Source organism: uncultured Maribacter sp. (genome assembly GCF_963974015.1).
In the GTDB taxonomy this organism is placed as follows: domain Bacteria; phylum Bacteroidota; class Bacteroidia; order Flavobacteriales; family Flavobacteriaceae; genus Maribacter.
This window is the reverse complement of record NZ_CAXBBZ010000002.1, coordinates 228,034-247,958: the sequence shown is the minus strand read 5'-3', so window position 1 is coordinate 247,958 and position 19,925 is coordinate 228,034. Positions and strand designations below refer to the sequence as shown.

Below are 19,925 nucleotides of genomic sequence, written 5' to 3'. Positions count from 1 at the left end.
TAAAAGACAGTTAATAGTATATGACCTATGAAAACAATAGTTGCTTCTTTTATCGTATTAAGTATATTGTTTAGTTGTTCTTCTGCTAAAAACAGTATCAGCGATACCCACCCGATTCATTCATTAATTTCATCAAGATCTTTCGAGTTTACTGCCGATTGGGCAAGCCCAATGGTTACTCAGAGTATGAATTCCATAGCTAATTCGGGACTTATACCACCGGGAAGTACTATTTCACGTATTAATTTGGCCGGAAACCCTAATTACTTAAAAGTTTTTGGTGATAGTGTTTCAGCTAATTTACCTTACTATGGTGAACGTCAATTTGGCGGTGGTTATGGATCGGCAACCGGAATAGAGTTTAACGGAATTCCCGAAGATTATGAGCAGACCTTCGATACCGATAAAGGCAAGTACACTATTAGTTTCAACATCAGTGACAAATCTGACCGTTATTATGTGATGATGGCTATTTTTCCGAGCAAATCTACTACTGTGGCTGTGAGCCTTAATAATCGAAATTCTATTCGTTATGAAGGCGCTATTGAAGCTTTGGAAAGTAACATTAATCAGTAAACATATTTCATTCTTTTCCTAGTAACTATCAGTATTGGTTACGAATGCAATTCTTTTACTATCTGGTGACCAACTAGGCACATTTATGGTTCCTTGACCGCCATAAATATGGGCAATTACTTTGGGTTCTCCTCCATTAAAAGGCATAATACGTAACATGCAATGCTTGTAAAATGGGTGCTCACTCGGATTTATATCTTTAGGAAAGGAAATAAAAACAATCCATTTTTGATCCGGACTCACATGCGGAAACCAATCATTGTATTCGTCGAAGGTCAGTTGTTCTTGTTTTTTACCATTAGCTTTCATGCGATAGAGCTGCATGGTGCCCGAACGTACCGAGTTAAAGTAAATATATTTCCCGTTTTTACTAAATTCAGGTCCGTCGTCTAATGTTGGGTAATCCGTGAGCTGTTCCTCTTTTCCTGATTTAACATTGACCGAGAATATATTATATGCCCCGTTTCTGTTGCCCGTAAAAAGCATCTCTTTATTGTTTGGTGACCAGCCGTGAAAGTAAGATGCACCAACCCCAGCTTTTGTTACCATTTTGGGCAGCGAATCACCCTCCGTAGGTAAGTAATATAAAGCAGAAGAGCCATTATCTTTTTGATTGTGATTACTGATGCCCAAAAGCTTACCATCAAAAGTAAGTACGTGGTCATTATTGTTATTAACGGCAAAACCAGTATTTAGCGGAGTAATGGCATTTGTTTCTAGCTCATAATTGTATAGATGACCTTTAGAATTGTAAATCAATTTTTTGCCATCGACCGTCCAGTTGGGCGCTTGTATAGAATGAGCGGAATGATAAATAATTTGCCTATGTCCGGTTTCTACATCCATCAGTTCTAAATTACTGCCCAAATAATCGCGATAGGCCGTATAATCTTCACTTACAGGTTTAACGATTCGTACATTGCTAAATGTGGCACTTTCCAAAACTTTAGGGTTATGGGAACAGACGTATAACCCTACATAAACCTCCTTGTCTAGGACCATATCGCTTAGCTCAACAGTGGTAAACTCTTCACCAAATTTTGCAGTGGACATGATATAGGTAGTGCCCCGTCTTTCTAATTGTATAATAGTGGGGGACCGGTCGTTAGATTTAACTTCTTCAGTAAGTCCGCCAACCGTTTTACGGTACTGTAAAGAGGTAAGTCCGTCACCATGTGTACTTGCATTCACATGAGCAGAATTCGTATCTAGGCTGTTTTTTATGATCCATCCCGTTTTACGATGTGGGTCAGCACCATCACCATTAAACTTTACGGTAGCGCGAAGAATAAAATCACCTTGTATAGTCGTCCATAAATACTGAAATTCATCGGTACCGAACCACATATTAGTGCCGGCACCTGTTAAGGTGTAGGTTTGGTTTTTAGCATCGAAAGTTGCAGAGCCCTTTACTTTTGGATTCCCGATGGCAGTTTCACCATCAAAAATTCCGATTTTATTTTGTGAAAAGCCAATTAAGGTCATAAAAAAAAAAATTAAAGTGCTGCTCGTAATTTTTGTTCTCATTATAAAAAAAATTAGGATGTGTTTGAAGATATTTAAAGATAAACATTATAGACGTAGGGATAGCTTAAATAATTAAATAGTAAAATACATTCATTAGAATATTGAAGGCTCTTTTCTTACAAATAATCACCGGCTTTTCTATAATAAGTAGTTAGGATCATAACCAGATAAACATTAAATTATGTTTAATGAAAGGCGCTAATTAAGTTGTAATTATAACTTTTTTAAGACCTAGTGTGAAAAATAGTATTCTTATTAACATAATTTTATTATTTTCGAGTAAATCTTAAAAACCAATATTTAATATGAAAAATTTTTTTGTAAAACGTATGGCTTTAACGGCTGGTGTAGGGTTTCTTCTATTTTCATGTACAGATGATACTCAAAACCCAAATGAAACCCTTGACCTACAAAACATTATTTTAGAGTCAGAAGAATCTGTCACTTTTAATCAAGGTAGTTATGAGATTGAAGGGTCTTATATTGTAGTTTTCGACAAAAAAGTTACCGGCAATTTAAGCGCTAAGGCCGCTACTGATTATAAGGCAGCAAATGGCGAAGTAAAAGATATTGCTTTGAAAATATTAAATAATCTTCATTTAAAAGGCGATGTGGTTGAACATGTCTATAGCAAAACGCTATTGGGGGTTTCAGCACGTTTAAATGCTGAACAAGCAGTTGAAATTGCAAAAGATAGTCGTGTTGCCTATATAGAAAAAGATCAAATGTTCACACTAGGACCACCACCTGGAAAAGGACCTGGAAGTGGAGGAGACGGAGGAGGATCCGATGTACAAGAAACGCCATGGGGTATTTCAAGAGTAAATGGTGGAGCTACCTATACTGGTTCGGGTGTAGCATGGATCATCGATAGTGGTATCGATGCCGGTCATGCAGACCTTAACGTAAATGTAAGCCGTGGGTTTAATGCTTTTTCAAAAGGAAAGGATGCTGATCTTGCAACAGATGGTAACGGACACGGTACCCATGTTGCTGGTACTGTAGCTGCCATCGATAATAACATTGGGGTATTAGGTGTAGCCGCAGGAGCAACCGTGATTCCGGTCAAAGTTTTGAGCGGACGTGGTAGTGGTTCTAATTCTGGTGTAATTGCTGGCGTAGATCACGTTGCGGCCTTTGGATCTGCAGGTGATGTTGCCAATATGAGTTTGGGTGGCGGTTTCTCGCAAGCACTTAATGATGCGGTCATAAATGCCTCCTCAGTTGTTAAGTTTGCTTTAGCGGCAGGTAATGAGAGTACAAGTGCTACTACAAAATCACCAGCTTCTGCCAATGGAGACAATATTTATACTATTTCTGCTATGGCTGAAGGTGATACGTGGGCTTCTTTTTCCAATTATGGTAATCCTCCCATAGAATTCTGTGAGCCGGGCGTAGCTATTAAATCTACCTGGACCGGTGGTGGTTATAATACTATTAGCGGTACCTCAATGGCCTCTCCGCATGCATGTGGATTATTGCTTTGGGGCAGTATTTCTAATGATGGAAACGTAAGTGGAGATCCAGATGGTAATGCTGATTCGATAGGTGTAAACTAATTGATATTTAAATATTTAAACTTTAAAGGAGGTCGTAAGACCTCCTTTTTATTTAATAAGGATTGCGGTTACTTCTATATTAAAATTTAACTATTGTGAAATTGCTACAAGGGAAGGTTTCAAAATACTGAAATCCAGTAAAATTTTTAATATTCAGTGGTTTTCGTTCAGGTTTACGTTAAAGGAAGCCTAAAAAGCGAAGGTTTTGCCCTATAATTCGTTATTGGGTATTGAGAATAATACCTTTGTGGCTCAATTAAGTTAAACTAGTAGAATTTAATAGTATGAGCAAAGTAAAAGCAGATGATTTAGTACGAGTACATTACACAGGTAAATTAAGTGATGGACAAGTGTTCGATAGTTCGGTAAATAGAGAACCTTTAGAAGTAAAATTAGGACAAGGAAGTTTAATACCTGGTTTTGAAAAAGGTTTGATCGATATGCAACCGAACGAGAAAAAGACTATCGTTATTGCTAAGGAAGAAGCTTACGGCGAAAAGCGTAAAGAACTTTTTCAATCCGTAAAAAAATCAGATTTACCAGAAGATTTAAAAGTAGAGGTCGATATGGCACTTATGGCTACGAACGCTGATGGTAGTGAAAAACAACTTCGCGTTGCAGAAATAAAAGAAGATGAAATTGTAGTAGATGCAAATCATCCTTTGGCCGGCGAAGATCTAACTTTCGAGTTAGAGTTGGTTGAGATTAAATAAATAGAATATTTTTTATAGAAAAACCACCCTTAATAGGGTGGTTTTTTTTGCTTTGATATTTGATTTAAGGTAAGTTCGTATAATATTATAAATTAGTGGATAACCTATAATTGTAATATATTATATCGTTATCACTACTTATTTATATAAAAAATATACTGATATGACCATTCTAAAAAATGCCATTTTTATTTTTAAAGCGTATGCGCATTCTGCAATTATGCTATTATTGATTCTATTTTGCCTGTCTTGCGCAGAACAGCCTAAAGTAGTGGAACAAGAAGAATGGGTCGCTTTGTTTAATGGGGCCAATTATGATGACTGGACTCCAAAATTTGCGGGATACAAACTTGGGGTTAACCATAACAATAGGTTTGTTTATAAGGATAGCCTTTTAAGTGTCAGATATGCTAAGACAGATACCTTTAATGGAAATTTCGGACATCTATATTATAAACAGAAATTCTCACATTATAAACTACGAGCAACGTATCGGTTTGTTGGGGAGCAAATGACTAACGGTCCCGCTTGGGCCTTTCGCAATAATGGTCTTATGTTACATTGTCAAGAACCTGCAACGTTGGGTTTAGACCAAGATTTTCCAATTTCTTTAGAGTATCAACTTTTGGGAGGTGATGGCACCCATGAACGAACCACGGCCAATTTGTGCACACCGGGCACCAATGTGGTTATGAACGATAGCCTGTTTACCCCGCATTGTGTCAACTCCACCTCAAAAACCTACCACGGTGACCAGTGGGTTACTGCGGAAGCCTTGGTTCTGGGAGATTCTCTTGTGCAGCATATTATGGAAAAGGAAGTAGTTCTAGAATTTAAATCGCCTACTATTGGCGGCGGCGGCATATCTGGTTATAAAGAAAGTGCGTATGTAGAAGGTAAACCATTAAAAGAAGGTTATATCTCGATTCAGGCAGAAACCCATCCCATCGATTTTAAGAATATAGAAGTACTGAATCTTTGTGGTTGTATGGATGAAAAGGCCAAGAATTATAAGTCTTACTATGTAAAAGCAGATAATACTACGTGTATTTACGAATAGAAAAATTACAAATACCAATGCAGAAACGAATCGTACTTTTTTTAGTCTTGAGCATATCAATATTAGGCTGCAAAGAATTAAAAGAAGAACAAAAAACAGCGACTGAATCTTCGACAATTGAAGTAGAAAAAGCCTCAATATCATTATATGAAGATTTAGATGGTAACCCTGTTGAATTGACCGATTATAGGGGAAAACGTATACTCTTAAATTATTGGGCTACATGGTGTCGACCCTGTATTGAAGAAATGCCTGATTTATTGAAATTACAAGGCATTTTAGAGGAAGAGAACTATGTGTTTTTGTTCGCTTCAGACCAATCTTTGAAGAAAATAGTAGCTTTTAAAGAAGCCCGAGGATTCGATTTTAAATACATTAAGTACAATGGTGCTTATGCCCAACAAAAAATAAATGCCTTACCCGTTACTTTGGTATATAATGAAGCAGGGGAGCAGGTATCGCGCTTTGATGGTGGAATGGCATGGGATAGTCCGGAAATGATTGAAAAACTAAGAAAAATACAGTAATGCGCTCAACATCCTATTTCTATACTTTAGCTGTAATATTATCCGTTATCGGTTGTAAACCAGAAGCCAAGCAGGAAACAAAACAAGATATACCAGAAACTAATGTTTCCGTAGTTCAAGCGATGGTTTCACCAGCAGGTGAATCGAGCTCTTTACCGCATTTAATGTCGAATAAAGACGTTGCGCTACTGTCATGGGTAGAAACCACAGGTGACACAGTACATACCATGTACTATGCTGAATTAGTAGATGGTGAATGGCAAAAACCGCAGGCCATACTAAGCGGTAGCGATTGGTTCGTTAATTGGGCAGATTACCCTATGATTACCGAGAATAATGGTAGTCTATGGTCACACATATTAAAGAAATCTACTGTAGGCACGTATTCTTATGATGTTAAAATGAACGTAAGGCCAACAGGAGCTACCGAATGGAAAACCGATATGCAGTTACATACCGATGGTACACCAACAGAACATGGTTTTGTCAGTGTAGTACCGTATAACAACGACTTTTTTGTGAATTGGCTCGATGGCAGAAATACCGAAAAAAATGAAGTAGGGGAGCGGGATGCAATGACCTTAAGGGCAGGGGTCGTATCTACCACAGGAAAGATGTTGCAAGAGTATGAATTGGATACGCGAACGTGCGATTGTTGCCAGACCGCTTCGGTCATCACCGATAACGGACCTATAGTTGTTTATCGAGATCGCTCAGAAGAGGAAATTCGTGATATCGGTATCGTTCGTTTGGTAGATGGAAATTGGACAGCACCTAAAGTAATACATGAAGATAATTGGCAAATAAAAGGATGCCCGGTAAACGGACCAAAAGTAGCGGCTTTGGGCAATGAGGTTGTCGTTGCTTGGTTTACAGGAGCAGAAAACAACCCGAAAGTAAATGTTATATTTTCAAACGATGGTGGAGCGAATTTTCAAGAACCTATACTCATCGCAGAAGGCATGGTTATGGGCAGGGTAGATGTCCTTTGGATGGATCAAGATAAGGCAGTCGTAAGTTGGATGGAATCGAAAGATACACTGGCTATTTTTAATGCCATGATTGTAACCACAGATGGTACCGTTTCTAATAAACAAGTTATAGCTGAACTGGACGGTTCTCGAAAATCAGGATTCCCTCAAATGGAAATTGTTGAAGAAACCCTTTATTTTGCCTGGACGGAGCAATCTGCATCAACGTCTAAAATACAAACAGCAAAGATGCCGGTAGACGCGTTTACGTTTAATTCACCGAAATAAGGCTGATATCGAATACCAAAACGGAACCACCAGGTATGGTGCTATAATCGAAACTACCGTAACCTAAGTGTGCTGGCACCAACAAAATTCCGTTGCCACCTTCATTAAATAAGGAGATTCCTTCTGTCCAACCTTTAATAACCTGGTTAAGTCCAATATTTAGACCTTCAGCGGAACTTTCGTCAAAAACAGTACCGTTTAGAAAATATCCTTTGTAGGCCACCGTTACATTAGAAGAAGCGTTTGGTTTAGCGCCATCACCTTGATTTTCAATGATATAGTGTAAGCCGGATTCCGTTTTTACTGAAACTAAATCATTGGCGGTAAGGTAGGCATTGATATCTTGCTCATTAATTTCAGAATAATCGAAAGGTTCTTGAAGCGGAGCATTGGTATTAGGATCAGTAGAATTACATGACACCAATAGGGTCATAAGAAAAAGGAATACGGTGTATTTCATAACTATTTTTTGGTGAAGATGTCATCTAGCTAAGTACCTAGCTAGAAATTTAAGTTCTATTTAACCATTTTAAGAACTGGCAAAATTACTATTGAATGAAGGTGTTCACTGAAAACTTAACGCTACAGTTTTTATAAAGGTATTTTTGAAATTTTATCGCCTGAACCTGAGAATCGAATATAACGGCTTCGGTAATGCTATTAGCTAAAACGAGGTGTCCAATAAGATACTCCACGTAATAGGTATTGTGTTCAGAAAGAAGAACAAAATTTTCGCTATGGTTCAAATTGATAATTTTATAAAATAAAAATAAAATATTTTTTTATGTGATCCTAGGGAATTTGCTTTTAATTTTGAGGTTTGGGTGACATAAAGAGCAATAATCGCTGATTAGTAGTACCGATGGCTACCTAAGAATATCAAATCACTATTTTACATACGCGAGTATTCATAATTATTCTGTGGATGATTATAAATATCGGCGAAAAGAAGTGTCAGTTTCGATTTTGGCAACTAAGTATAGAAGGCTCCGTTGTGTATGCAATAGAGGAGTTATCAAATAGTCTATTTTACATAATATAAATTATAGAACATTTATAACTAATAAGGGAATAGTACAATTCAGCACTATTTATTGTACATAGTTAAAGTTATAAGAACACCTGAGCATTTTAATCATTTGGTTTATGCTTATGAGGCTTTAATTTTGGATGTTTTGGTTTGTTATCAGGTGTTACTCTTCTTCTTTTATCTGGAGTACCATCTTCTTTTTTTGGTTTTGGTCCGGGCTTAATAGCTACAATTTTCATCATTGTTTTTTATTTTACTTTTCAATTATAAAAGTATAGAAATGATGATGTTATGTTTTACGGTTTTCCGTATTCGATTATTTTTTTCAATAAAATATTACTCCACACACATTACACTCCCCTCGTATAATAAGTGTTTATTCACAAGATATTTATTGTTTTTAAAGGAGTTCATGAACCTCGTACCTCGGTTTCATTATCTTTTGAGAAGATTCGAGTTCACTTTGCTTTTTCTAATTTTTGTTATCAAGTTTAATGCTAAAGCCCCCTACGAACCTTATTGAGAATAGAAATTGTGTGTCAGTAAGCCCTTCGATATCATTTCTTCCTGCCCCACCAATCATGGGCATTGAAAATTCTGCAATAATATTATTTAGTCTAAAACCAAACGCGGGTTCAATTCCACTAAAACTGGTGTCTGTCGTTCCCAAAAATTGATTTCTTATAACGTCGTTTGTTGGAGATGAAATATCACCAGTCAACTCTCTAAATGTATAGTTTAGACCAATTCGTACACTGTACTTTCTTCGATTATTATCATCACGAATCTTATCATTCGGTAAAAATTCATGAAAAAGTCCAAACCTCAAGTTCATTGCACCTGCATATCTACTTTTATCCACTTCTTCATCAACAAGATTCCAAAGTACATTTGATGCGTTAATTCTGAAATTGGCACCGCTAATCCATTTTGTAATCCATCCACCTTTTACCCATAAAAGTTCAGGATTAAAATAAACATCGGAGTTTATGAAAACCGATTGTTTCGAACTTACCGGATTCAAAACATAATTACCGAATAACCTTTTATTAATCACATTGCTACCATCTAAGACAGCTTCTTGAGAAGCAACACTTGACGCCACATTTATATAGGCTTCCATATCTAAACTTTCAAAAAATCTTTTGAAATTCTTATCAATGGTTATATTTTTCGTTTCCGTTCTTATTTTACTCCTCTCATTTTCTAGTTCTTTTTTCTCTTCTTCAAATTCTTTTTGTCTATCCACCAAATCAGAAGGGCTGTTTTCTATTTTAATTTTTTCGCCTGTTTTTTTGATTTGGCCCTTTATACGCTTTAGTTGTCTTTCTAACTTATTTTCTTGCCTTAACTGTAGAAATAGTTCTTTATCCTTATAAAACAAATCCTTTTGTTCTTCACTCTTGTTCAAAAAGTATCTTTCAAAAATGACTCCCAAGCCAGCAGCTCCCTGAACCTCGTCACTTGCTTCGCTTAGGTTTGCCTGTAAATTTGCTGTACCAACAAAATCTATATAGAATTGGTTGGGTCCAGTTGTTGGAGGGGCAGTTCTAGTAATAGTATTGGTTTTTTTTTCATTTTCTTTTAAAGAATCTTTTGGAGAATCTTGAAAATACGCATAGGATTGTTGAAAAGAGACAAAACCTATCAAAAGAAGAATTTTGATTGCATTTCTCATACTAATAGTTTTTTGGTTATTAAATGTGTTTAACAAGCTTGTTAAAAAGCATACCTATTAAAAGGTGTTTTTTCGGGGGAAAGTAAAATGTAGGAAGTTAAATATTTGGAGTACAGTAAATTATAAAAATAATCAATAGAATTTTACTAGGAAAACCATAGAATCTATGAGGTTTTATTATCATTTCACACACCTTTTCTTACAAAATCGAATGTTTTTAGAAAAGAGGTGTTTGTTCATTCATTGTTTATTGTTTTTTAAAGGTATTCATGAACCTAGAATGTGATTTGGCTAGCGCCTAATCTCATTCTTCGATTTCATTATATTTTTAGGAAGTTTTTAGAAAGAAAAAAACATTCAAGATGGTAACAACTTAATCCGTGCACCATCGCGCTCAAAAAAGAAAGATTCTCAATCCTTATTTTTATGCCGTAACCAAAGCTCAAGTTACATAACGCGGAACATTATAGTACATTTATAGCGAATAAGGGAATAGCGCATTTCAGCGCTATTTTACATAGTTACGTTATAAGCCCTGTAAGAGTTTTATAACAAAGTAATTATGTAAAAGTTAATTTGCGGAACGCATAAGCAATCGTAATTAAGTACACTTTTAATGTTTGATTATCCTTTAGATGAATCAACGTTAAAATAATTAGAAGTTCTAATGATCGTGTAAGCTTACTTCTAGGTAATTAAAAATTCAAACACACGATTCTCACGGATTAAGATTTATTTAGACAATGTTTTACTATAAAAACTATCGAATTTATATACCAAAAAGCCTAATATCAGGTTAAGAAGCCCTAGACCGGTTTCTAACGGTTGGGCAAATAGCAAGTACCCCAGTACCCATAAACTCAGGACCAGAAAGATAATTTGCGGAAGAGGAAAAAGAGGACTTCTGAAGCCTTTTTTTGTTGTATTCTTTCGCCTCACAACAAATACTCCTACCACCGCCAAAGCCGCAAACAATTGCAGTACAAAACCGCTGTAGATCATTACCTGTTCAAAAGTGCCAGTAAATAAAAATATAAGTGTTATTGCAGTTTGTAGCCAAATGGCGCGTAAAGGAACCTTGTTTTTTGTTTTTTTTGAAAACCATTTCCATAATCGATGATCCTCGGCCATGACCTGTGTTACCCTAGGGCCTGCCCATACCATTGCGCTTATACTTGATATAATCATCAAAGCAATGGCGAAACTAATAAGTTCCCCTCCTTTTTCACCGAAAAGAGAAATGGCTGTAATCTGCCCAATTTCCAGTTGTCCCCTGATGGCTTCCAGAGGATTTTGTTTTAAGAACACGAAGTTTAACAATAGGTAAAGCAAGCTCACCGCCACAGTTCCTACAATCAATGCTTTTGGTAAACTTTTATGAGGCTCTCGGATTTCGTCAACAATGTAAGCCGCTGCATTCCATCCTGAATAAGAAAATGTTACATATACGAAGGATACCGCAAAGGCAGGCAGGATAAGTTCCCCTTTCCAGCTTTGATCCCATAGATATGCAGATGTTACAGGAGTCTTTGTGACCCCAAAATAGATGAATAACAAAATAAGTAATACCTTTAGTAAGGTCGTGGTATTTTGTAGTGTACTACTTCTTTTAATGCTTAGCGAATGAAGAAAACTGATGATCAAAATAGTTGCTATAGCCAAAACCATACTGGAAACTTCGATATAGGGTGCAACATATTTCCCTAAAGCCATACCGGACAGTGCTATAGGTGCAGAAAATCCAATAGTCAGCGAAACCCATCCCGATAAATACCCTAAAACAGGATGAAATGCTTTAGAAAGGAAATGGTATTCCCCACCCGATCGTTGCCAGTAAGCTCCAAGTTCCGCATAGCTCAAAGCACCACATATTGCCATCAAAGCACCTAATGACCATAGAATAATGATAGACCAGGTATTTGTGGTATCTACTAATTGAAAGCCCAAACTGGTGAAAATACCTGCACCTATCATATTCGCTATAACGATAGCCGTAGCAGTAAAAAATCCTATGGAATTAGACTTGGTCATTTTTGTTGTCGATCATTTGATACATGTTCAACTTTTCTACTGTAGTAGAAAAACCATCTAATCCATTCGGTAATTTTTCGTGGCATCCCAACACTAAAAATCCACCAGGTCTTAAAGCAGATTTCATTTGATTAAAAATTTTTACCTGAAGTTCAGGTTCAAAATAGGTAGCAACCAGGTTTCTGCAGAGCAAAAGATCAAACCTACCTTCTGGGAAAGATTTACGAATATCTTGTTTCAGCCATTCAATATTTTTTCCAAAGGATGAATGAATACAATAATCATTTTCGGTTTTGGTAAAAGCTTCGGGCAACCACTGCTTAGGTAATCCTTTTAAGCTACCATATGTATAACAGCCTGTTTTTGCACGATCCAATAATTTCGCATCAACATCTGTTGCAATAATCTGAAAATCTAATTCAGGAAACTTTTCTTTTAATACAAAATACCAGATCAACGAAAGTGTATATGGCTCTTCTCCAGAAGCACAACCAGCTGACCAACAACGAAGTGTACGTTTTTTATATACTGCCTGCTGTGCTAGTCGCTGCAATATATCATCCTTCAAATAATCAAAAACCGCCCAATCACGATAAAATCTGGAAATGGTAATTCTACACATATTGTCTAATTTGTTCCATTCTGAATCGTGGGTAATTAGCCATTGTTTATATGCCTCAAAGTCTTGTAAGCCCAATAATTTCATGCGTTGCCTGATCCGTTTGCACACCTGCTTGTGGACTTTTCTAAAACCTGCCCACCGCATCTTCATTATTGGAAGCGCCCATTGTAAAAATATACCGCAATCATGTTTCATGATACAGTTCTTTATAGCTAATACCTATTGGTATAATATTCGATTCCAATATTTAGAAAGGTCCTTAAGTTTTTCTTTGGCAAAACTTTCAATGGTTTTGTTATCGGCATTCTTGTTTTTTAGTTGAAAATGTAAGAGTTGTGGCTCATCTATGGGTTTGCCAATTTGCGATACGATAAAGACACGGGCATAATCGGCAAAATTACTTTCTACAATCGCACGACTGAGGTCCATGGCAAAGTAATTGTATATTTTACCTGTGTGATTTAGTGGGTTTTTGCCAGACGTGGCTTCCAGACTCATCGGATGATAAGGCGTAATTAATCCATTGATCCTATTTCCTCTTCCTACTTGTCCGTCATCACCATGTTCGGCACTTGTACCTGTAACGGTAAGATAGATGCTTTCGCGATTATAATCATCGGCCGTATTGATGTATACTTCGGCATCAGATAACTCCAAACTATGGATGATATATTCTTTTACTGCTTCCTTTTTGCTGATATAATCACTCAAATCAGTGATATAGGTATCGATCATGGCCATAGCAATGGTAAAATACCTTTTTGAATATTCTTTAACACCCATGACCTTGGTGTCTTCCCCAATAAAGGGAAATTGAATTTTTGTAGTTGGGTCATTTAACAAAGTATCAATCATAATGATGGTCTCTTCCAAAGGGGTTTTAGGGTAGAAACCAGCGCCAAATGAGGTGTCATTGGCCAATGGAATTTCACCTTTACCGAAGCGCTTAAACAACTCGACCAAATCTGCACTTCCCGGACGTATGTTAGAAGTAATCTTAATATCTTTTGCAGCATCCAGATGTCGGATATTTTTTTGTATCCACTTTTTTGCGGTTTCAATTGCAATTTCTTCAACAGGAATTTTTTTATCTTTTATTTGAGCCGTAGCCCTTCCGGCAATGATCAGCGAAATAGGTTGAATTACTTTTCCTCCTTTATAGGCAGGCTTCGATTGCCCTCCAACTAAAAGGGCCTTATCAACATTATGGTGCATGATGGCACCAAATTCTTTTAAATAATACTGACAAAGTTCTCTTGAAATTTGCTCGGTGATCTCATCGCATATCGTGTCGGGATGACCAATGCCCTTTCGTTCGGCCATCTCAACAGAATCATCGATAATACTTCCTATGATAATGTTATTTGCCATAATATTTTTTCATATTATTTGTCACCACCACCAGGCTTCTTATCCCTGATAAAGGGTACAAATCGCACAGGTAATAATTTTTTCTTGGTAATCTTATTTTTCTTTTTTGTAACCAATACCAAATGGCTCAGGTAATTATACGGCCCTACAGGTATGATCATCCTTCCACCAATCTTCAATTGGTCTATTAAGGGTTGGGGAATGCTGTCGGCACCTGCTGTGACGATAATAGCATCAAAAGGCGCTTTTGCTGGCCAGCCGTGATAACCGTCACCCCATTTTACATTAACATTGGCATAGCCTAACTCTTGTAATCGGTCTTTGGCTTTTAAGGCCAAGTTCTTTACAATTTCAATAGTATATACAGAATCTACGATCTTTGCCAGAATGGCTACTTGATATCCGGAACCTGTGCCTATTTCTAATACCTTATCACTTTCTTTTAACTGCAGTGCCTCGGTCATAAAAGCAACGATATACGGTTGGGAAATGGTTTGCCCATCACCTATAGGTAGTGCACCATCTGTATAGGCATATGGCTTCATGTTTTCGGGAACAAAAAGATGCCGAGGAACGTTTTGCATCGCCAAAAGCGTAGCAGCGTCTTTTATTCCTCTAGCTTTTAGCTGCGTTTTTACCATTTGCTCTCTTTTGGCCGTGTAATCCTCTTGGCCAAAACCAATCATGAAGACAATACATGCTATGGCAGTAATAATATTTTTCACTTCTCAAATGTATATTCGTTGATGTACCAGCGAATTAGATTTTTAAATATTTTAAATTAGATTATAAAGGAGACTTTAGAAATGACTTGTATCATAATTTAAAAGTTTGATATTATTTCTGAAAAAGACATCTTAAAACTAGCTTTTAAATTAAATGAAATTTCCATTTCACACACATTATGCTTCCTTCCTACGTCGTCGCATAAAAAGTGTTCCATTAACATTGTAGAGAAACATTTAAGAAGAAAAATTTAAAGAAAGTGAAGTGCCAAATACGCCAGCGCGCCAACTCGCTCAAAAAAATATAAGGTCTCCCAGACCTTATATTTTTATGCCGTACCCAAGCAAAGTGTCATAACGCAAGACATTATAGTGCATTTTGCATTGGTAGTCTAGCCAGTGGCTGAAGTACTAATCAAGAAAGGTGATGCGGCTGCCATTATACTGTAAAGATCGAAACAAAAACGTAAGTCATAATTCTATTATTTATAATATCCCTCAACCTTTTTCCTTTTAAGCAAATTATGAACAGGGTCATTAAACTTTTTAAACTGTAGAACTTCTAAAGGTTTCATGTATCTTTTTTTCTTGATACGGCAAAGTGTACTTTGAGCGAGACGATGCGTAGGCGAAACAAAAAAATCAAGACTGCATAAAACTTTGGAAACAATTAACGGTTCGTTACGCTATATTTTAGGAAACATTGTAAACTAACCAAGATTACTAAAGAAAATGCCTTAAAACACAGGAATACCAAGAAAAATAGTTACTAAACCCCTAAAATATGGTCGCTTAACTCACCTAATTGTTTTAGCCAAAGTTTTATGATGTCCAAGCTTAAATCTTAAAGGGATGAGCTATAAATTACTGGCATTTGTCCTTTCCATGTATTCCATAAGCTTTCATCAGTGATTAAACTTGCCATAAAGTGAGCCACATTTATACGACTCACTTTACCTGCATTAAAAATTGCACTTCTAATCGGGGATGGATATATCTCGTATTCAGTAACTTCGTTTTTGTCAATTAAGCCATCTGGTCTAACAGCCACCCACTCAATATGCTTGTCATTTTGACCCATTACAGTCCTTAAATAATCTGCTGCTTTTTCATTATCTACATGGGGTGGTAACAACAATCTAAGAAGACCAATAACACATTTTTGAGCAAATGAAATAGGTTCTTTTAAATCTCGATTGCTGTTTCCAGAAGTGTTCATTAAAACATATTTAACTGGACGATTTGGCTTATTACTTTTAATTGCTTTGCAAAGACGTCGAGTAGCATCTGTTACAAGTTTTCTTGGTTGACCATACACCCCTTTCCAAGTTAAATTGTGTCCAAGGCAGGATGCCACAGAATCACATCCTGAAACGTGGTTGCTCATTTCTTCGTCACTTAATTCTAATACGCTTGCTGTTATTATTTGTACCTTGGTATTATCTTTCCAGGATTCTGATATATTTTGTGTGGAACGAACAATTACTTTAACCTCATTTCCTTGAATAAGAAGCTGATTTACTAATTGCCTTCCTGTGGCGCCACTTGCACCGACTACTAATACTTTCATTTTACTTTTGATTTTTTAATATTTTGACAATTCTATTATTTATGATTTCAGACAGGTTCCAATTGTACAGTTTAGGATCGGTTGTGCTGTAGAACTCGATAACAACAGCATCAAGGTCTTTGTGGTATTTTGCAAAACTTTGATATCCTGGCACCCAACCTGCATGTTCGTATTCATAAATAGAAGTATATATTTTCTGTTCACCTTGTTTAAACAATGATCCATCATTTAATGCCCTAAGGAAAGTACCTACGTCTTGCGCTGTTGCCAACATGCCATGTTCATCTTCCTTCAAATCAAAAGGATGTCCAACGTGATAGCCGCTCATCACATTGTCCAAATTCACTTCACTGAGCGAACTGTAGGTGTGGTTAAGATTTAGCGGCTTTAAAATTTCTTCACGTATAAATTGAAAATTAGGATATCTCAAAACATCATCCATTATCTTATTGATTAAAAGATAATTGGTATTGCAATATTCATAATCTTCACCGGGTTCAAAGTTTGCAGGTTTGTCCAGTATCAATGCAAGACTCTCTTCATAGCTTTGTGTTGGAGCTGCCCAGAAATTTGGAGTGTCCGTGAAGTTGGGGATTCCACTTCTATGCTGTATCATCGACCTCAACGTAATTTTCTCTGCGTTTTCAATTCTTCCCACAAGCTCCGGTAAATAATCCGCGATGGTTTTATCTAGGGAAAGCCGTCCCTCATTTACCAGTTTGGTAACAGCCACAGCATCGTATAGCTTGCTAATACTGGCAATCTTAAACAGTGCGTCAGGTTTGGCGTGTATCTTGGATTCTCGTTCGTGCCAGCCAGAAGCATAAAACTGAGGTGGTTTACCGGTTTGGTCTATATAGACAATTATTCCGTCAAATCCATGATCAATGGCTTCATCCATTTGTTCTTGAACCGTATCCGGTAGTGGTACTATCCACGCTTTTACCAATAACCATGGAACAAAATATAGTGAAATTAAGGTTCCTACAAGTAGCAAAATGCGTACTGTCCATTTGGCTTTCTTGTTTTTTATCATTTTCTTATTTTGAATCTTTAATTACTTCCATTATCGTATTCAATGCCCTGTCATTCCCGTTAAAGTAATCTGTCGATGATAGGCTAATAGGAATATGTGGAGCAATCCATTTTCTATTATCTTCTGGCTTTGAATCCTGATGGAACTGTGTGGAAACCAATCCCATTACTCCAGAGTATGGTAACCGAAACCATCCAGATTCTCCAATATGGTTAGGCTTTGACCCACTGGGTTCGCCAACCAGAATCGGATTTATGTTTTTAGTGATTTCCGTTAGTAAGTTATGTCCCGCAGAAAAGGTTTCTCGTCCTATTATAACAAAGACCTTCCCATCTGGGTTCATAATCTCAAAGCTTTCCAAAGTTTTTAGTATTGGGGGCAGCAAAGAGCCATCACCTCCATGATTATGTCGTAAATCTAAAACCAAATTATGCGCTTTACTTTGTACTATTTGACCGCGTAATTCAATATTGAAATCCTCTAGAGATTGGTTTTCCTTATTTGTAACCGTATTAAATTGGATATAAATAATAGTACCATCCTGCAAAAATGTATACCAATAAGGGTCATTTATTTTTGACAGAAACAAAGGTTGCGTATCCATCATACGTTGTGGTAATTTCGGGAAACCAGCGAAGTTCCAGTCTATTGGATTCATTGTTACTTCTTGGGATACTCCTTTGGAATCACTTAAAGATAGTGTTACTTCATTCGCTGTTTTTACAATCCCTAAGCCTTCAAGTACGTCTGGTAAACTCAAATAGTACGGGCCTAACCAAAGTGTCTGCATATCGTTATCCCTAGAGTTCACCACTTGGGTTTTTCGTAATGCTTTTTCAATAGGTGTACCTTCAATATTTTCCACTTTATACCCAATCCATTTTTCAAAGCCTATCTCCGTACCAACAATAAATAGTCCATCATTAAACTGATAAAATTGAACCGGAAGCCGTTTCAATGCACCCTTTTGAGGAGATGTTGGAATAATTAAATTATGACCATTGCCAAGACTCCCAAAAATCTTCATTAGTTCTACAACAATTTGCTCATCTGAAATAGTATCTATATTCAATTTTAGTTCTAAAATTAATTGATCAAAATTGGCCTTAGAGGTATGGTGGTAAGGACTGTAATGTAATTCGATAACTCGTTTTGCGAGATAATCTATATCACAACGCCAGGCTTTTTCTCTAGTTAAATCTACTTCATCACAATAGCCAAATAGTTTTAGGAAAGCGTTATCCTTGTTAAAAGTTTTAAATGCAGGGTCGTCTTTCAAAAAAGGCTTTTCATCATAACGAGCTTCAAAACCCTTTTCCAGCCAGGTCATGGCATTTGATTTATCACCACCCAAAGCATATGCCATTGCAATTTTTATCATAATATCATTTGATGGAGCGGAGCCTGTTGGTATATTATTTAAAACAGTACCACCCAAACCTAAGGTGTTGGTCAAAGCCGTTATGGCCTTTTGATATTGCTCGGTTTCATAATATGCAAGTCCCAATACATAGAAAAGATCTCCATCTTTCTGATATTGTCGGGTGAGGCTTTCTGTAATAGGAATTAACTGTTGCCAATTTCCGCTTCTGGCGAGAGAGATGGCCTTAGTTCTGTTATTAAAATATTCAAGGGGATCTTGAACAATATGAGTTGCTGCTTGAGAAAAAGCACTGTACACACATAGCATGATTACTAATAAAATACTTGAGGATATTATCGACTTATTCTTCATACTTGCCTCTTTTTATATTTTTTCTTTAATTCCTTTATACCAAAAGTAAATTCCGAAAACACTGGTAACAATGGCAAACATAATTCCGTTTTCGCCAAGCCAATGTTCGGTTCCTTCAATTTTCATTGTTAGAGGGGGCATTATTTTTTGAATATATACATTGCTCACGGCGTGAAATAGTACTGCTGGCCATAGACTTTTAGATTTAAAAGTATAGTAGGCCATAATAAAGGACATAGAAATAATTGCGATAAAGAATGTTATAAATTCCAATAGCATATTGTTACTATAGTAAACAAGAAGCGGCCAATGCCAAGCAGCCCATATAATTCCGCTAAAAATTGATACCCCAGTAAAAGATAATACTTTTCTTAATTCATAGATAAAAAATCCTCGCCAACCTATTTCTTCTCCTAAAGTTGTTGCAGAAGCTCTTATCACTTCAACAGTGCCTAATAAAATAATAGCTATGATTGTTATCGCTGTTGGATTTAAAGTTCCTATGCCAAACAAACCCAGTTCTGCACCCCAATCAGTAATTGCTTCTTTGTTGGACAAACCTCCAAATCCGAAAATCCAGATTAAGACATATGTGATTATGCCATATAAGGCAGGAATAAAATAAGAGAATCGGATATATTTCCAATTTCCCCAATTCCAATTTAGAGAAGAAATTTTACGACCTCTTAGTTTTAAGGTGATAAATGCCGCTATTGCAGGACACCACATGATAGCTCCAACATAGATTCTTGATGGATATAAATTTACTATGGCATAATGAAATGGTGAAGTAAGAGCAATTAGGAGCCCAAGAAATATAAAGATTGTTATCCAGGTTTGTTTTTTATTTTCTATTGATTTTGTCATAATTAGTTATTTTATTTAATGACGAGATGGCATTAAACT

Annotated in this window: 18 protein-coding genes; 6 read left to right on the top strand and 12 right to left on the bottom strand. The window is 36.5% G+C overall.

The annotated features are described in order from the left end of the window. The first annotated feature begins 27 nt into the window (after nucleotides 1-27). The gene (locus tag AACZ41_RS05540; RefSeq protein WP_339627358.1) at nucleotides 28-576 is read left to right on the top strand and encodes a DUF4251 domain-containing protein; all 549 of its coding nucleotides are present in this window, start codon (nucleotides 28-30) and stop codon (nucleotides 574-576) included. Between the two features lie 18 nt (nucleotides 577-594). Here the strand turns inward: AACZ41_RS05540 and AACZ41_RS05535 are convergent, their stop codons facing one another. Further along, nucleotides 595-2,103, bottom strand: a complete 1,509-nt coding sequence (locus tag AACZ41_RS05535) for a biopolymer transporter TolR (RefSeq protein ID WP_339627357.1) — start codon at nucleotides 2,101-2,103, stop codon at nucleotides 595-597. A gap of 305 nt (nucleotides 2,104-2,408) precedes the next feature. Between AACZ41_RS05535 and AACZ41_RS05530 the strand changes: the two genes are divergently transcribed. The 5 genes from AACZ41_RS05530 (at nucleotide 2,409) to AACZ41_RS05510 (ending at nucleotide 7,221) form a co-directional block, all read left to right on the top strand. Continuing rightward, nucleotides 2,409-3,662, top strand: coding sequence for a S8 family serine peptidase (locus AACZ41_RS05530; RefSeq protein WP_339627356.1), 1,254 nt, complete (start codon nucleotides 2,409-2,411; stop codon nucleotides 3,660-3,662). A gap of 284 nt (nucleotides 3,663-3,946) precedes the next feature. Continuing rightward, complete coding sequence (locus AACZ41_RS05525) at nucleotides 3,947-4,375, top strand: peptidylprolyl isomerase (RefSeq protein WP_339627355.1); 429 nt, start codon at nucleotides 3,947-3,949, stop codon at nucleotides 4,373-4,375. Between the two features lie 163 nt (nucleotides 4,376-4,538). Next, complete coding sequence (locus AACZ41_RS05520) at nucleotides 4,539-5,435, top strand: DUF1080 domain-containing protein (RefSeq protein WP_339627354.1); 897 nt, start codon at nucleotides 4,539-4,541, stop codon at nucleotides 5,433-5,435. A gap of 17 nt (nucleotides 5,436-5,452) precedes the next feature. Further along, the gene (locus AACZ41_RS05515) at nucleotides 5,453-5,962 is read left to right on the top strand and encodes a TlpA disulfide reductase family protein (RefSeq protein ID WP_339627353.1); all 510 of its coding nucleotides are present in this window, start codon (nucleotides 5,453-5,455) and stop codon (nucleotides 5,960-5,962) included. Further along, nucleotides 5,962-7,221: a hypothetical protein gene (locus AACZ41_RS05510; protein ID WP_339627352.1), complete on the top strand. Its 1,260-nt coding sequence runs from the start codon at nucleotides 5,962-5,964 to the stop codon at nucleotides 7,219-7,221. The genes AACZ41_RS05515 and AACZ41_RS05510 overlap by 1 nt, the downstream gene beginning before the upstream one ends. Here AACZ41_RS05510 and AACZ41_RS05505 read toward each other — a convergent pair. The 11 genes from AACZ41_RS05505 to AACZ41_RS05455 all read right to left on the bottom strand — a co-directional run bounded on the left by AACZ41_RS05505 (nucleotide 7,205) and on the right by AACZ41_RS05455 (nucleotide 19,886). Further along, nucleotides 7,205-7,681, bottom strand: coding sequence for an FKBP-type peptidyl-prolyl cis-trans isomerase (locus AACZ41_RS05505; RefSeq protein WP_339627351.1), 477 nt, complete (start codon nucleotides 7,679-7,681; stop codon nucleotides 7,205-7,207). The genes AACZ41_RS05510 and AACZ41_RS05505 overlap by 17 nt on opposite strands. Nucleotides 7,682-8,352: 671 nt before the next feature. Beyond that, nucleotides 8,353-8,493 carry a hypothetical protein gene (locus AACZ41_RS05500; protein ID WP_339627350.1) on the bottom strand — a complete coding sequence of 47 codons (141 nt, stop codon included), beginning with the start codon at nucleotides 8,491-8,493 and terminating at the stop codon, nucleotides 8,353-8,355. Between the two features lie 230 nt (nucleotides 8,494-8,723). Next, nucleotides 8,724-9,929, bottom strand: a complete 1,206-nt coding sequence (locus AACZ41_RS05495; protein WP_339627349.1) for a hypothetical protein — start codon at nucleotides 9,927-9,929, stop codon at nucleotides 8,724-8,726. A 732-nt stretch (nucleotides 9,930-10,661) separates the two neighbouring features. Then, nucleotides 10,662-11,960, bottom strand: coding sequence for an amino acid permease (locus tag AACZ41_RS05490; RefSeq protein ID WP_339627348.1), 1,299 nt, complete (start codon nucleotides 11,958-11,960; stop codon nucleotides 10,662-10,664). Further along, nucleotides 11,947-12,777, bottom strand: coding sequence for a CheR family methyltransferase (locus AACZ41_RS05485; RefSeq protein WP_339627347.1), 831 nt, complete (start codon nucleotides 12,775-12,777; stop codon nucleotides 11,947-11,949). The genes AACZ41_RS05490 and AACZ41_RS05485 overlap by 14 nt, the downstream gene beginning before the upstream one ends. A 24-nt stretch (nucleotides 12,778-12,801) precedes the next feature. Then, nucleotides 12,802-13,953 (bottom strand): methionine adenosyltransferase, encoded by a 1,152-nt coding sequence (locus AACZ41_RS05480; protein ID WP_339627346.1) that lies wholly within the window; start codon nucleotides 13,951-13,953, stop codon nucleotides 12,802-12,804. Between the two features lie 14 nt (nucleotides 13,954-13,967). Continuing rightward, nucleotides 13,968-14,678, bottom strand: coding sequence for a protein-L-isoaspartate(D-aspartate) O-methyltransferase (locus AACZ41_RS05475; RefSeq protein ID WP_339627345.1), 711 nt, complete (start codon nucleotides 14,676-14,678; stop codon nucleotides 13,968-13,970). A gap of 844 nt (nucleotides 14,679-15,522) precedes the next feature. Beyond that, a complete protein-coding gene (locus AACZ41_RS05470; protein WP_339627344.1) occupies nucleotides 15,523-16,248 on the bottom strand; it encodes an NAD(P)-binding oxidoreductase in 726 nt (241 codons plus the stop codon). Nucleotide 16,249: 1 nt separating this feature from the next. Beyond that, nucleotides 16,250-17,284: a serine hydrolase domain-containing protein gene (locus AACZ41_RS05465; RefSeq protein ID WP_339627343.1), complete on the bottom strand. Its 1,035-nt coding sequence runs from the start codon at nucleotides 17,282-17,284 to the stop codon at nucleotides 16,250-16,252. A 4-nt stretch (nucleotides 17,285-17,288) separates the two neighbouring features. Further along, nucleotides 17,289-19,019, bottom strand: a complete 1,731-nt coding sequence (locus AACZ41_RS05460) for a hypothetical protein (RefSeq protein WP_339627342.1) — start codon at nucleotides 19,017-19,019, stop codon at nucleotides 17,289-17,291. A 12-nt stretch (nucleotides 19,020-19,031) separates the two neighbouring features. Continuing rightward, nucleotides 19,032-19,886: a type II CAAX endopeptidase family protein gene (locus AACZ41_RS05455; RefSeq protein WP_339627341.1), complete on the bottom strand. Its 855-nt coding sequence runs from the start codon at nucleotides 19,884-19,886 to the stop codon at nucleotides 19,032-19,034. Nucleotides 19,887-19,925 lie beyond the last annotated feature (39 nt).